This is a genomic window from Enterobacter sp. 725m/11 (assembly GCF_011683705.1).
In the GTDB taxonomy this organism is placed as follows: Bacteria; Pseudomonadota; Gammaproteobacteria; order Enterobacterales; family Enterobacteriaceae; genus Enterobacter; species Enterobacter bugandensis.
The window spans coordinates 16,644-30,297 of the sequence record NZ_JAAQOK010000022.1 but is presented as its reverse complement, the minus strand read 5'-3'; the positions used below and the strand labels follow the sequence as shown (position 1 = coordinate 30,297).

General features: G+C 59.0%; 10 protein-coding genes. 3 read left to right on the top strand and 7 right to left on the bottom strand.

Annotated features, from left to right (window positions below; translation table 11 throughout):
- Positions 1–202 precede the first annotated feature (202 nt).
- Positions 203–1,615, top strand: a complete 1,413-nt coding sequence (gene uxaC / locus HBA26_RS11440) for a glucuronate isomerase (RefSeq protein ID WP_126345818.1) — start codon at positions 203–205, stop codon at positions 1,613–1,615.
- Positions 1,616–1,632: 17 nt separating this feature from the next.
- On the top strand, positions 1,633–3,120 hold the full coding sequence (locus HBA26_RS11435) for an altronate dehydratase family protein (RefSeq protein ID WP_126345819.1): 1,488 nt from the start codon (positions 1,633–1,635) through the stop codon (positions 3,118–3,120).
- Positions 3,121–3,260: 140 nt separating this feature from the next.
- Here HBA26_RS11435 and sstT read toward each other — a convergent pair whose 3' ends face one another.
- From sstT to HBA26_RS11415, 4 genes are all read right to left on the bottom strand, one after another.
- Complete coding sequence (gene sstT / locus HBA26_RS11430; protein ID WP_063867639.1) at positions 3,261–4,502, bottom strand: serine/threonine transporter SstT; 1,242 nt, start codon at positions 4,500–4,502, stop codon at positions 3,261–3,263.
- Positions 4,503–4,723: 221 nt separating this feature from the next.
- A complete protein-coding gene (locus tag HBA26_RS11425) occupies positions 4,724–5,692 on the bottom strand; it encodes a TerC family protein (RefSeq protein WP_047364670.1) in 969 nt (322 codons plus the stop codon).
- A 250-nt stretch (positions 5,693–5,942) separates the two neighbouring features.
- Positions 5,943–6,941, bottom strand: coding sequence for a Gfo/Idh/MocA family oxidoreductase (locus tag HBA26_RS11420; protein WP_028014500.1), 999 nt, complete (start codon positions 6,939–6,941; stop codon positions 5,943–5,945).
- Positions 6,942–7,011: 70 nt separating this feature from the next.
- Positions 7,012–7,515, bottom strand: a complete 504-nt coding sequence (locus tag HBA26_RS11415) for a M48 family metallopeptidase (protein WP_023333531.1) — start codon at positions 7,513–7,515, stop codon at positions 7,012–7,014.
- Positions 7,516–7,598: 83 nt separating this feature from the next.
- Here HBA26_RS11415 and rlmG point away from each other — a divergent pair, with 83 nt between their 5' ends.
- Complete coding sequence (rlmG, locus tag HBA26_RS11410; protein ID WP_028014499.1) at positions 7,599–8,735, top strand: 23S rRNA (guanine(1835)-N(2))-methyltransferase RlmG; 1,137 nt, start codon at positions 7,599–7,601, stop codon at positions 8,733–8,735.
- Here the strand turns inward: rlmG and HBA26_RS11405 are convergent.
- The 3 genes from HBA26_RS11405 to lsrR all read right to left on the bottom strand — a co-directional run bounded on the left by HBA26_RS11405 (position 8,732) and on the right by lsrR (position 13,523).
- On the bottom strand, positions 8,732–10,753 hold the full coding sequence (locus HBA26_RS11405) for an NADPH-dependent 2,4-dienoyl-CoA reductase (RefSeq protein ID WP_049000040.1): 2,022 nt from the start codon (positions 10,751–10,753) through the stop codon (positions 8,732–8,734). The genes rlmG and HBA26_RS11405 overlap by 4 nt on opposite strands.
- Positions 10,754–10,938: 185 nt before the next feature.
- The gene (gene lsrK / locus HBA26_RS11400) at positions 10,939–12,519 is read right to left on the bottom strand and encodes an autoinducer-2 kinase (RefSeq protein WP_047367084.1); all 1,581 of its coding nucleotides are present in this window, start codon (positions 12,517–12,519) and stop codon (positions 10,939–10,941) included.
- A gap of 32 nt (positions 12,520–12,551) precedes the next feature.
- The gene (gene lsrR, locus HBA26_RS11395) at positions 12,552–13,523 is read right to left on the bottom strand and encodes a transcriptional regulator LsrR (protein WP_028014496.1); all 972 of its coding nucleotides are present in this window, start codon (positions 13,521–13,523) and stop codon (positions 12,552–12,554) included.
- Positions 13,524–13,654: the final 131 nt, after the last annotated feature.

The following is a 13,654-nucleotide window of genomic DNA, read 5'->3' as shown; positions in this document are numbered from 1 at the left end:
TCTTTGTAGGGACATTAATCGCTGCGCGCAAAGCCAGAAACGGCGCGGCCTGCAGAAGGGTTTACTCCATTGAGGGTAATTTATTTGTTAGCGTTTATTGATCTCACTCACGAAAAAAGCTTCGGTGGGTGGAAATTGGTGTGATAACTTTGCAGCATATGAACATACGCTTTCTGACGCTCCCGTAATGAGGAAGACGATAATGACGCCGTTTATGACCGACGATTTTCTGTTAGATACCGAATTTGCCCGCCGCCTGTACCACGACTACGCTAAAGACCAGCCGATTTTCGACTACCACTGCCACTTACCCCCGCAGCAGGTTGCCGAAAATTATCGTTTCAAAAACCTGTATGATATCTGGCTAAAAGGTGACCACTATAAATGGCGCGCAATGCGCACCAACGGCGTGGCCGAGCGACTGTGTACCGGCGACGCGACCGATCGCGAGAAGTTTGACGCCTGGGCGGCGACCGTTCCGCACACTATCGGCAACCCGCTATACCACTGGACGCACCTCGAACTACGCCGTCCGTTTGGCATCACCGGCAAGCTGCTTTCTCCCGCTACGGCGGATGAGATCTGGGACCAGTGCAATGCGCTGCTGGCGCAGGATAACTTCTCCGCGCGCGGCATCATGAAGCAGATGAACGTGAAGATGGTGGGCACCACCGACGATCCGATTGACTCCCTGGAGCATCATGCCGTTGTCGCCAAAGACGCCTCTTTTGACATTAAAGTGCTGCCAAGCTGGCGCCCGGACAAAGCCTTCAACATTGAGCAGGCCACGTTCAACGACTACATGGCGAAGCTGGCGGAAGTGTCCGATACCGACATCCGTCGTTTCGCTGACCTGCAAACCGCGCTGACCAAACGCCTGGACCACTTCGCGGCGCACGGCTGTAAAGTCTCTGACCACGCGCTGGACGTGGTGCTGTTCGCGGAATCAAACGAAGCCGAACTGGACAGCATCCTGGCGCGTCGCCTCTCCGGTGAATCGCTTAGCGAGCACGAAGTGGCGCAGTTCAAAACTGCGGTGCTGGTGTTCCTCGGCGCGGAATACGCCCGTCGCGGCTGGGTACAGCAGTACCACATCGGCGCGCTGCGCAATAACAACCAGCGCCAGTTCAAACTGCTGGGCGCGGACGTGGGCTTTGACTCCATCAACGACCGCCCGCTGGCGGAAGAGCTGTCAAAACTGCTGAGCAAACAGAACGAACAAAACCTGCTGCCGAAAACCATTCTCTACTGCCTGAACCCGCGCGATAACGAAGTGCTGGGCACCATGGTGGGCAACTTCCAGGGCGAAGGTATGCCGGGCAAGATGCAGTTCGGATCCGGCTGGTGGTTCAACGATCAGAAAGACGGCATGGAGCGTCAGATGACGCAGCTGGCGCAGCTCGGTCTGTTAAGCCGCTTCGTGGGTATGCTGACCGACAGCCGCAGCTTCCTGTCCTATACCCGTCATGAATATTTCCGCCGCATCCTGTGCCAGATGATTGGCCGCTGGGTGCATGCGGGTGAAGCGCCAGCGGATATCCAGCTGCTGGGCGACATGGTGAAAAACATCTGCTTTAACAATGCGCGTGACTACTTCGCCATTGAACTGAACTAAGGCCGTCTGAGGTTGATATGCAATACATCAAAATCCATTCGCTGGATAACGTGGCCGTCGCGCTGGCAGATTTAACCGAAGGCACGGAAGTGGCCTTCGATAACCAGTCGGTCACGTTGTGCCAGGCCATTGGACGTGGACACAAGTTTGCCCTGATCCCCATTGCAAAAGGGGAGAACGTGGTGAAGTACGGTTTGCCCATCGGCCATGCGCTGGCGGATATTGCGCCGGGTGAATATATTCATTCCCACAATACCCGCACCAATCTCAGCGATCTGGACGAGTACAGCTATCAGCCTGAACTACCGAAGGCAGGCGTGCAGGCGGGGGATCGTGAGGTGCAAATCTACCGTCGCGCAAACGGTGATGTGGGGATCCGCAACGAGCTGTGGATCCTGCCGACCGTCGGCTGCGTGAACGGCATTGCGCGTCAGATCCAGACCCGCTTTCTGAAGGAGACCCACGATGCCGAGGGCATCGACGGGGTACATCTGTTCAGCCACACCTACGGCTGCTCCCAGCTGGGTGACGACCACATTAACACCCGCACCATGCTGCAAAACATGGTGCGCCACCCGAATGCGGGCGCGGTGCTGGTGATCGGCCTCGGCTGCGAGAACAACCAGGTCGACGCCTTCCGCGACACGCTGGGAGAATTCGACCCTGAGCGCGTTCACTTCATGGTGTGCCAGCATCAGGACGACGAAGTGGAAGCGGGCGTTGAGCAGCTGCATCAGCTGTACGAGGTGATGCGCCACGACAGGCGCGAGCCGGGCAGGCTGAGCGAGCTGAAGTTTGGCCTGGAGTGCGGCGGGTCTGACGGTCTTTCCGGCATTACCGCTAACCCAATGCTGGGCCGCTTCTCGGATTACGTGATTGCCAACGGTGGCACCACGGTGCTGACCGAAGTGCCGGAAATGTTTGGCGCGGAGCGCATTCTGATGAGCCACTGCCGTGACGAAGAGACGTTTGAGAAGACCGTCACCATGGTGAACGACTTCAAACAGTACTTCATTGCCCACAATCAGCCGATTTACGAGAACCCGTCGCCGGGGAACAAGGCGGGCGGAATCACCACGCTGGAGGAGAAATCCCTCGGCTGCACCCAGAAAGCGGGGGCCAGCCAGGTGGTGGACGTTCTGCGCTACGGCGAACGCCTGAAAACCCACGGCCTGAACCTGCTGAGCGCACCGGGTAACGATGCGGTCGCCACCAGCGCGCTGGCGGGGGCGGGCTGTCACATGGTGTTGTTCAGCACCGGTCGCGGTACGCCGTACGGCGGTTTTGTGCCGACGGTGAAAATCGCCACCAACAGCGAGCTGGCGGCGAAGAAAAAGCACTGGATCGATTTCGACGCAGGCCAGCTGATCCACGGCAAAGCGATGCCGCAGCTGCTGACGGAGTTCGTGGACACTATCGTGGAGTTTGCTAACGGCAGGCAGACCTGTAACGAGAAGAACGACTTCCGCGAGCTGGCGATCTTTAAGAGTGGTGTGACGCTTTAAGTGTTTTGTCGGGTGGCGCTAGCGCTTACCCGACCTACTGAACTTTAATCGGTGCGGCCTGATGCCCTCACCCTGACCCTCTCCCTGTGGGAGAGGGTACAAACACTAAAAACGGCAACCTCAGGGGTGCCGTTTTGCTGTTAACCTCGCAGCGCGTTCTTCGCTAAACGCGCGTCTTCCGCCTGACAGGCCGCTGCGGTGAACAGCACGTCGGTAGAGGAGTTCAGCGCGGTTTCGCAGGAGTCCTGCAGCACGCCGATGATGAAGCCGACGGCCACAACCTGCATGGCGATCTCGTTCGGGATGCCGAACATATTGCACGCCAGCGGGATCAGCAGCAGCGAACCGCCCGCCACGCCGGATGCGCCACAGGCACACAGCGACGCCACCACGCTCAGCAGCAGCGCCGTTGGCAGATCCACAGGAATACCCAGCGTATGCACTGCCGCCAGGGTCAGCACGGTGATGGTGATCGCCGCACCCGCCATGTTCACGGTCGCACCCAGCGGGATCGACACGGAATAGGTATCGCGGTCCAGGTTCAGCTTCTCTGCCAGCGCCATGTTGACCGGAATGTTTGCCGCCGAGCTGCGGGTAAAGAAGGCGTATACGCCGCTCTCGCGCAGGCAGGTGAGCACCAGCGGATACGGGTTACGGCGGATCTGCCAGAACACCAGCAGCGGGTTGATCACCAGCGCCACCAGCAGCATACAGCCGACCAGCACCATCAGCAGCTGCGCGTAGCCCCACAGCGCGTCAAAGCCGGTTGTGGCCAGGGTAGATGACACCAGGCCGAAGATACCGATGGGCGCAAAGCGAATCACGACCTTAACGATAAAGGTCACGGCGTTGGACATGTCGTTGACCAGGTTTTTCGTCGTTTCGTTGCCGTGACGCAGGGCGAAGCCCAGGCCGATCGCCCACACCAGAATGCCAATGTAGTTGGCATTCAGCAGGGCATCAATGGGGTTTGTAACCATGCTCATCAGCAGGCCGCGCAGCACTTCCACAATGCCTGAAGGCGGCGTGACGTCGCCCGCCGCAGAGGTCAGATGTAGCGTGGAGGGGAAGAGGAAGCTAAAAACCACTGCGGTCAGCGCAGCAGAAAACGTGCCCAGCAGATATAAAAAGAGAATCGGGCGAATGTTGGTTTTTTGTCCGTGTTGGTGATTGGCGATAGAAGCCATGACCAGCATCAGTACCAGCACCGGCGCAACGGCCTTCAGCGCGCCCACGAAAAGCGTTCCGAGAAGCCCCGTCGCTTCCGCGGCAGGTTTTGACACCAGCGCCAGCAGAATACCCAGAACCAGACCTACCAGGATTTGTTTAACCAGGCTACCCTGCGTCAGACGCGCAAGCAGGCCCTTAGATTGTGTGCTCATACTAAATTCCTAAGTGAAATTGTGTTCCATCCTGGATGTGCTCTAAGTCACATTTATTTCAGGATGTAAATATTTGTTTGCCTGGTTGAGTATCAAGGAAAGCGGGGAAAGGCGGAAGAGTAAAATGCTGGATTTTACGTGTCACATCATATTTTTTAACTATTGAGTCACAAAAGTGTGTTAACCCTCTCCCCTTTGAGGAGAGGGTTAGGGTGAGGGGATTACTCCACCTGCTGCTTCTTATCGTGCTGGCGGTTAACCCAGGTATTGATAACCAGCGTCACCAGCAGAATGCCGAACACCACGCCAAGCGAAATGGCGATCGGGATATGATAGAAATCGACAATCAGCATCTTGATACCGATAAACACCAGAATCACCGACAGACCGTACTTCAGCATCGAGAAGCGCTCTGCCGCACCCGCCAGCAGGAAATACATGGCGCGCAGACCGAGGATCGCAAACAGGTTAGAGGTCAGCACGATGAACGGATCAGTCGTCACCGCGAAGATTGCCGGGATGCTGTCTACCGCGAAAATCACGTCGCTCAGCTCGACCAGAATCAGCACCAGCAGCAGCGGGGTAGCAAACAGCAGGCCGTTCTTACGCACGAAGAAGTGCTCGCTCTCGATCTTGTCCGTCATGCGCAGATGACCGCGGATCCACTTCACCAGCGGCTTATCACCGATACCGGTATCGTCTTCTTTCGCCAGCGCCATTTTGACCCCGGTGAACAGCAGGAACGCGCCGAACACGTACAGCAGCCATTCGAACTGGGTAATCAGCCAGCTGCCGGCGAAGATCATGATGGTACGCAGGACAATGGCACCCAGCACGCCGTAGACCAGCACGCGGCGCTGCAATGCTGCAGGCACAGCAAAGTAGCTGAACAGCATCAGCCAGACGAAGACGTTATCAACCGCCAGGGCTTTTTCAATCAGATAACCGGTGAGGAAGGCGAGCGCCTGAGGATCGGCCACCGCACGGCCTTCAGTCGAGGCCAGGTACCACCAGAAGGCGGCGCAAAAGAGGAGCGAGAGGGTAACCCAGACCAGCGACCAGACGGCGGCCTGCTTAACGCTCATGCCGTGCTCGCCGCGACGACCCTGCAAAAAGAGGTCGATCGCCAGCATGATGAGCACGACAACCGCGAATCCGCCCCACAGCATTGGAGTGCCGACAGAATGCATACTATTTTCCTTACACATAAAAAACAAAAACGGCCATGGTCAGAAGACGATAGCCGTTAGCTTTTTATGCATAGACCTCGCCTTCCGGCAAGGTCTCACTTACAACCACGAAGGTTGCCCGGCGACCGGATGCATATTTTACGCATCGTAATGACGATCCACCGGCGAAGAAGTTACTCCCCTTTGCAGGTAACAAAATATGTCAGACCATCGGTTTCGTCAATGGCCTGCGCCGTTTCATTACACAGCTTTACGCGATCGCTTCCGCGCCTATGCCGTCTGCCGGGAACACCACGCCGGTCTGGCGGCGGATCTCGGTTTGCAGCTTCGCCGTGGTGCGGCTTACCGCAAGGCCTGGGTGATTCACTTCGTTGTCTTCCACCAGACGGGCGAAGACCTCTGCCTCATAGAGCATAGTGTTAATATGCTGAGGCTGCGTCAGTTCCTGCGCTTTGCCGCCGCGCGGCACGAAGCTCACCTTCTGGCATTCGGAGATCTTCTCGATGACCAGCGACCCGGCTTCGCCCTGAATTTCGCTCGGCAACACGGAATCGCTCACCTTGGAGTGCTGCAGCGTGACGCTAAAATCACCGTAGTCCAGCACCACCAAACCGTGTGCATCCACGCCGCTCTCCAGCAGGCTGGCGGTGGCCGTAACGCCGTGCGGCTCGCCCCACAGCGCTACGGCAGAGGCCAGGCAGTAAAAACCGATATCCATAATCGAGCCGTTTGAGAAGGCCGGGTTAAAGGTATTCGGATTCTCGCCGTCCAGATAGCGCTGATAGCGCGACGAATACTGGCAGTAGTTGATAAAGGCTTTGCGCACTTTGCCAATTTTCGGCAGGGACTGCTGCAGCAGAAGGAAATTCGGCAGGCTGGCGGTTTTGAACGCTTCGAACAGCACCACCTGGTTTTCGCGGGCAAGCGCAATGGCCGCTTCCACTTCCTCAATATTCGAGGCCAGCGGCTTCTCGCAAATCACGTGCTTTTTGTGGCCGAGAAACAGCGCCGTTTGCGGGAAGTGCAGGGAGTTCGGGCTGGCGATATAGACCGCGTCAATGGCGTCGCTTTGCGCCATTTCATCCAGGGAGGTGAAGAGATGCTCGACGAGGTAGTCGTTAGCAAAACTCTGCGCCTGCTCAAGGCTGCGGGAATAGACTGCGGTGAGTTTAAGTTTGCCGGTTTCGTGGGCGGCGTCGACGAACTGGCGCGTGATCCAGTTCGTTCCAATGACTGCGAAACGTATCATAAACGTTTACGTACTCCGTAGCGGGGAACCTTTAGCCACTGTAGCACGGGATTATTGCAAAACCAGTGCGCTATTCCGCATTACCATTTAACGATAAATGCGTAAGCCACAGGCGGGTATCAAACTCCAGCTGGTGATACTGCGGCTCCATGTGGCAGCACAGGGAATAGAACGCTTTGTCGTGCTCTTTCTCTTTCAGGTGCGCCAGCTCATGGACTACGATCATCCGCAGAAAGGCTTCCGGCGCGTTACGAAACACCGTCGCCACGCGGATCTCCGCCTTAGCCTTCAGCTTGCCGCCCTGCACGCGGGAGATGGCGGTGTGCAGGCCGAGCGCGTTTTTCAGCACGTGGATCTTGTTGTCGTACATCACCTTGTTGATCGGCGGCGCGCTCTTCAGATATCGGCTTTTCAGATCCTGCGTATACTGCCAGAGGGCCTTATCGGTCGCGAAATCGTGCGTGCCGGGGTAGCGTTTTTCCAGCACCGCGCCGAGCTTCTGCTCGGCAATCAGGCTGCGAACCTGAGTCAGTAAATGCTCCGGGTAGCCCTGGAGATAAGTAAGTTGGTTCATCAAAAGCCCAAATTAATGCGAAAACGGGTATACTCACGCACCCTTTTCAGGGATACGCCAAATTTTACCATTCAGGAGGGCCGATGAGCCACTTAGACAACGGTTTCCGTTCACTCAACCTTAAACGTTTCCCGGAAACGGACGACGTTAACCCGCTTCAGGCGTGGGAAGCGGCGGATGAATATCTGCTGCAGCAGTTGGATGAGACTGAAATCCGCGGCCCGGTTCTGATCCTGAATGACGCGTTTGGTGCCCTGGGCTGCGCCCTGGCAGAGCACACGCCGTACAGCATCGGCGATTCCTACCTGAGCGAACTGGCGACGCGTGAAAACCTGCGCCATAACGACATCGACGAGTCCAGCGTGAAGTTCCTCGACAGCACCGCGGACTACCCGCAGGCGCCGGGCGTGGTATTGATCAAGGTGCCAAAAACCATGGCACTGCTGGAGCAACAGCTTCGCGCGCTGCGCAAAGTCGTCACGCCGGAAACCCGCATTATTGCGGGTGCCAAAGCGCGCGATATTCACACCTCAACGCTGGAGCTGTTCGAGAAAGTGCTCGGCCCGACCACTACCACGCTTGCCTGGAAAAAAGCGCGCCTGATCAACTGCACCTTCAGCGCACCGGAGCTGGCCGACGCGCCGGAGACGCTGAGCTGGAAACTGGAAGGCACCGACTGGACCATCCATAACCATGCGAACGTTTTCTCCCGCACCGGGCTGGATATTGGGGCGCGTTTCTTTATGGAGCATCTGCCGGAAAACCTGGAAGGGGAGATTGTCGATCTGGGCTGCGGCAATGGCGTGATTGGCCTGACGCTGCTGGCGAAGAATCCGGAAGCCAGCGTGGTGTTCAGCGACGAGTCGCCGATGGCGGTGGCCTCCAGCCGTCTGAACGTAGAAACCAACATGCCGGAAGCGGTGGATCGCTGCGAATTTATGATCAACAACGCGCTCTCCGGCGTTGAGCCTTTCCGCTTCAACGCCGTGTTCTGCAACCCGCCGTTCCACCAGAAGCACGCCCTGACGGATAACGTCGCATGGGAGATGTTCCACCACGCGCGCCGCTGCCTGAAAATCAACGGCGAGCTGTATATCGTGGCGAACCGCCACCTGGACTACTTCCACAAGCTGAAGAAGATTTTCGGCAACTGCGTCACCATTGCGACCAATAACAAGTTTGTGGTGCTGAAAGCGGTGAAGCTGGGGCGTCGTCGCTAAATAACCAGTGCAAGCTGGGTGCCCTGCGCAATCGCCCGCCGCGCATCCAGCTCCATCGCCACGTCGCACCCGCCGATCAAATGCACCGTTTTACCCGCTTCGCGCAGCGGGTCCGCCAGATCGCGCTTCGGCTCCTGTCCGGCGCACAAAATCACATGATCCACGCGCAGCAGCTGCGGTTCACCACCGATCAGCACATGCAGCCCATCGTCGTCGATCTTCTGGTAGCTCACCGCCGGGATCATCTTCACCCCGCGCGAGAGCAGGGTGGCGCGGTGGATCCAGCCCGTGGTTTTGCCCAGCCCTTCACCCGGCTTGCTGGCCTTACGCTGGAGCATCACGATCTGGCGCGGGCTTTTCGGCAGCTGCGGCCCTTCCGGCCGTAATCCGCCGGACTGGCTCAGGCTGGTATCAATGCCCCATTCTACGCAAAACTCGGCGATGTTCTGGCTGGTGGCCTCGCCCGGCTGGCTTAAATACATCGCGGTATCAAAGCCGATCCCGCCGCAGCCGATAATCGCCACCTTCTCGCCAACGGGCGCTTTGTCACGCAATACGTCCAGATAGCTCAACACCTTCGGATGATCGATACCCTCGATTGCAGGCGTGCGCGGTGCGATCCCGCTCGCCAGGATCACCTCGTCGAAACCGATCAGATCCGCCGCGCTGACAAGCTGGTTAAGCCGCAGATCAACACCCGTCAGATCGATCATCCGGCGGTAGTAGCGCAGGGTTTCATAGAACTCCTCTTTGCCGGGGATCTGTTTGGCGATATTAAACTGCCCGCCAATTTCACCGGCGGCATCAAACAGCGTCACGCTGTGCCCGCGCGAGGCGGCATTCACCGCAAACGCCAGCCCAGCGGGGCCAGCGCCCACCACGGCCAGGCGTTTTTTATTGACCGTCGCAACCACCGGCATTTTGGTTTCATGGCAGGCGCGGGGGTTCACCAGGCATGAGGTGACTTTGCCGGCGAAGATCTGATCCAGACAGGCCTGGTTACAGCCGATGCAGGTGTTGATCTCATCCGCACGGCCGCTTTGCGCTTTAGAGAGCAGTTCGGCATCCGCGAGGAACGGACGCGCCATCGATACCATATCGGCGTCGCCGCGTGAGATCACATCGTCCGCCACCTGCGGGTCGTTAATGCGGTTAGTGGTGACCAGCGGAACGGAGACTTTGCCTTTCAGCTTGCGCGTTACCCAACTGAACGCCGCGCGCGGCACCGGCGTGGCGATGGTCGGGATGCGCGCTTCGTGCCAGCCAATCCCGGTGTTGATAATCGTGGCACCTGCGGCTTCAATCGCCTGCGCCAGCTGCACGGTTTCGTCGAAGGTGCCGCCGCCCTCCACCAGGTCGAGCATCGACAGGCGGAAGATAATAATAAAGTCCGCGCCCGCACGTTCGCGCACCGCGCGCACCACCTCCACGGCAAAGCGCATCCGGCGGGCATAGTCACCGCCCCATTCGTCGTCGCGCTGGTTGGTGCGTGCGGCGAGGAATTCGTTAATCAGATAGCCTTCAGAGCCCATCACCTCCACGCCGTCGTAGCCCGCCTCACGCGCCAGCGCGGCGCAGCGGGCAAAATCGTCGATCAGCGCCAGGATCTCGTCGTGGCTGAGGGCGTGAGGGGTAAAGCGGTTAATCGGCGCCTGAATAGCCGATGGCGCAACCAGCTTTGGCTGATAGCTGTAGCGCCCGGTATGCAGAATTTGCAGGGCGATTTTGCCGCCTTCGTTATGCACCGCGTCCGTGACAATGCGGTGATGCGGCAGCTGTGTCGCATCATTCAGGACTGCGCCGCCCTCCATCGTCACGCCTGAAGGGGCAGGGGCTACGCCGCCGGTGACAATCAGCGCCACCCCGTGGCGCGCGCGCTCGGCGTAGAAGGCCGCCAGGCGCTCGGCTCCGTCCGGACGCTCCTCCAGCCCGGTGTGCATCGAGCCCATTAACACGCGGTTTTTAAGGGTGGTAAACCCCAGATCGAGGGGGGCGAATAGCGACGGGTAGCGGCTCATAGTCTCTTCCAGTGTAAAATTATTGTTATGTGGTCGGATGAGTTACTAATTTAGCCAGCGACAGCAGAAAGGTAAAAGCGGGATCGAATGATTGTGATAGATCTCAAAGAACTTCCCCAGTGGCGCTACGCTTACCGGGGCTACAAAACCCCAGGACGGATAAGCGCAGCGCCATCCGGCGTTATTTACGGCGTCGCTGCCCGCGCTAACCCCGGCGCCTGCCACATCGACGTGGTCAGCCCGCTGTCCACCAGCCCGAGCTGATCCGCGTACACCGCCTGCCACTTCTCCATCATGCCGTCGTACAGCTCCCGGTGCTGCGGGTTTGGCGTAAACTCGCGGCTCCACTTCACCAGCCGCTCGCCCGTCGAGGCCATATCCGCAAACAGCCCCGCACCCGTTCCGGCGGCAATGGCGCAGCCGAGCGCCGTTGCCTCTTTGACTTCCGGCACGCGCACCGGCAGGCCGGTGACGTCGCTTAAAATCTGGCTCCACAGGGCGCCCTTTGCGCCGCCGCCCGCAAACACCAGGCTATCAAACGTCACGCCGGAGAAGCGCGAAATCTGCGTCAGGTTACAGGCCGAGACGATTGCCGCGTTCTCCTCCAGGGCGCGGAACAGCGTCGCTTTGTTGCACTTTTCCGGGTCGATAGAGAGGTTAATAAACGACGGCGCGGCGTGGTACCACTGCTTAAAATGCATCGCGTCGGAGAAGATTGGCATTACGCCGTGGGAGCCAGCGGGTACGCGGCCCGCCATCTCTTCCAGCAGGGAATAGGTGTCCATCCCCATCCGCTCGGCAATCAGCTTCTCTTCGGCACAAAAGGCGTCGCGGAACCAGCGCATGGTCAGCCCGGTAAAGAAGCTGATCGACTCCGCCTGCGCCATGCCGGGGATAACGTGCGGGTTCACGCGGATGTTCATCTCAGGGTCGGTGCGCACCTGCGGCAGGTTAACCACCTGCTGCCAGAAGGTGCCGCCCAGCACCGCCGTTTGTCCGGCGCGGACAACGCCCAGCCCCAGGCAGCCCAGCTGCACGTCGCCGCCGCCCATCACTACCGGCGTGCCCTCGCGTAAACCGCTCTGCTGTGCGGCTTCTTTCGTGATGGCCCCCAGCACGGTGCCGGTCTCTTTCACCGGCGAGAGAATATCGGCGCGCAGCCCGGCCATGTCGAGCAGCGCCGGACGCCAGTCGCGTGAAAAGAGATCCAGCATGCCGGTGGTGCCCGCATTAGACGGATCGACCGCCAGCTCGCCGGAGAGCTTTGCCGCCAGCCAGTCGCTGATCATGGTGATGGTCGCGGCCTTGCGGTAGATGTCCGGACGGTGATGCGCCAGCCAGAGCAGGCGCGGCATGGCGCTAAGGGCAAGCGTCTGGCCGGAAACGTCATACACTTCGGATTCAAAACGGTAGTCGTGGATCTCTTTGAGTTCAGCCACCTCGCGGCTGGCGCGGGCGTCAACGTTGGCGCAGGCCCAGATGGCCTCGCCGCTGCGGTCGTACAGCACGATCCCTTCGCGCATCGAACAGCAGGCGACGGACTGAATATCCGCCGCGCTCAGGCGCGCGCGCTCCAGCGCCTGCTGAATGCACCGGCAGGCCAGCTGCCAGTTGGTGTCGAGATCGAACTCCATCGACCCCGGCACGTTCTCCACGCTCAGGTGCTTCCATTCGGCCTGGCCGACGGCAATCTGGTTGCCCTGTAAATCGAAAATCACGGCGCGAACGCTGCCTGTCCCTGCATCTAACGCTAAAAGGTAACTCATGAGCTTGCCTCGCTATTAGCGCAGGGCGACTCTTATTCGGCCAGAGCCAGCACCGCGCGGGCTGTCGTCTCTTCCGTCACCAGGCCATTAATACGGCGACCTTTCAGTGCGGCATAAATCGCATCGGCTTTCTCTTCCCCTCCGGCCACGCCGACGATTGTTGGCAGTTGCGCCAGTTCATCGAGCGAGACGCCGAGTAATTCTTTGTGGATCTCCAGCTCCTCGACGCATTCCCCTTCGGCGTTAAGGAAATAGCCGAGGATATCGCCCACCGCCCCTTTACGGGCGTACATCAGCTGTTCACCTTCGCTGATATAGCCGGAGCGCAGTATGGTCGCGTCACGGCGCTGGTTCACGGAACCAATGCCGACCACCGCCACGTCAGCGGCGGTCGCGGCGAGGATCACGTCCCGAACGCTGGTTTCGCGCTTTAAGATCCCGGCGACTTCCGCAGATGAGACGCGAAGCGGGGCGGGGATCATGCTGACGCTGCAGGCAGCGTCCAGCTGGCCGATACCGGTCATATACGGCCCCACGCCGCCGGAAAGCGTCACGAGGCGGATCTGCTGCGAGCTGATAAAGCCGCTTAAGTGTTGCAGGCTGCTCATGGTGGTTTCACCGAACCCCACCGCCAGCAGCTGGCCGGGCTCCAGCACGCCCATCAGCGACTGCGCCGCGCCAATGCCCAGCCGCACGTTCATCGGCGGGGTATTTAGGGCAGGCATCACGCGCACCAGCTTCAGCCCAAAGCGCTGCTGTAGCTCGGTTTCCAGCGACAGGCAGCCCTCGTAGCGGGAGTTGATCTGCACGCGGATCACCCCCGACTGGCGGCCTTTCTCCAGCAGGCGGGAGATCTTCAGGCGCGGCAGACCGAGCCGTTCGCCGATATCATTCTGGGTCAGCCCGTCGTGGTAGTAGCACCAGGCGACGCGCGCCACCAGCTCCTCTTCCGCCAGCGCCAGCCCGGCAAACCGTCCTTCTTCCGCAGTGCGTTTATCGCTCATAATTGAACTCTTATAAAAATTTAGATCATATGTTCGTGATGGCGCGGCGTGAAAATGTGAGCCACGCGGCAAAACGGATCTTTTAGATCGTTTCTGGTTAATCTGAATCTCAATCGATAAAACTGTGATCC

Bases quoted from the DNA above. Each gene is read 5' to 3' on its own strand.
- uxaC (WP_126345818.1), top strand. From the start codon at position 203: ATGACGCCGTTTATGACCGACGATTTTCTGTTAGATACCGAATTTGCC.
- HBA26_RS11435 (WP_126345819.1), top strand. From the start codon at position 1,633: ATGCAATACATCAAAATCCATTCGCTGGATAACGTGGCCGTCGCGCTG.
- sstT (WP_063867639.1), bottom strand. From the start codon at position 4,502: ATGAGCACACAATCTAAGGGCCTGCTTGCGCGTCTGACGCAGGGTAGC.
- HBA26_RS11425 (WP_047364670.1), bottom strand. From the start codon at position 5,692: ATGCATTCTGTCGGCACTCCAATGCTGTGGGGCGGATTCGCGGTTGTC.
- HBA26_RS11420 (WP_028014500.1), bottom strand. From the start codon at position 6,941: ATGATACGTTTCGCAGTCATTGGAACGAACTGGATCACGCGCCAGTTC.
- HBA26_RS11415 (WP_023333531.1), bottom strand. From the start codon at position 7,515: ATGAACCAACTTACTTATCTCCAGGGCTACCCGGAGCATTTACTGACT.
- rlmG (WP_028014499.1), top strand. From the start codon at position 7,599: ATGAGCCACTTAGACAACGGTTTCCGTTCACTCAACCTTAAACGTTTC.
- HBA26_RS11405 (WP_049000040.1), bottom strand. From the start codon at position 10,753: ATGAGCCGCTACCCGTCGCTATTCGCCCCCCTCGATCTGGGGTTTACC.
- lsrK (WP_047367084.1), bottom strand. From the start codon at position 12,519: ATGAGTTACCTTTTAGCGTTAGATGCAGGGACAGGCAGCGTTCGCGCC.
- lsrR (WP_028014496.1), bottom strand. From the start codon at position 13,523: ATGAGCGATAAACGCACTGCGGAAGAAGGACGGTTTGCCGGGCTGGCG.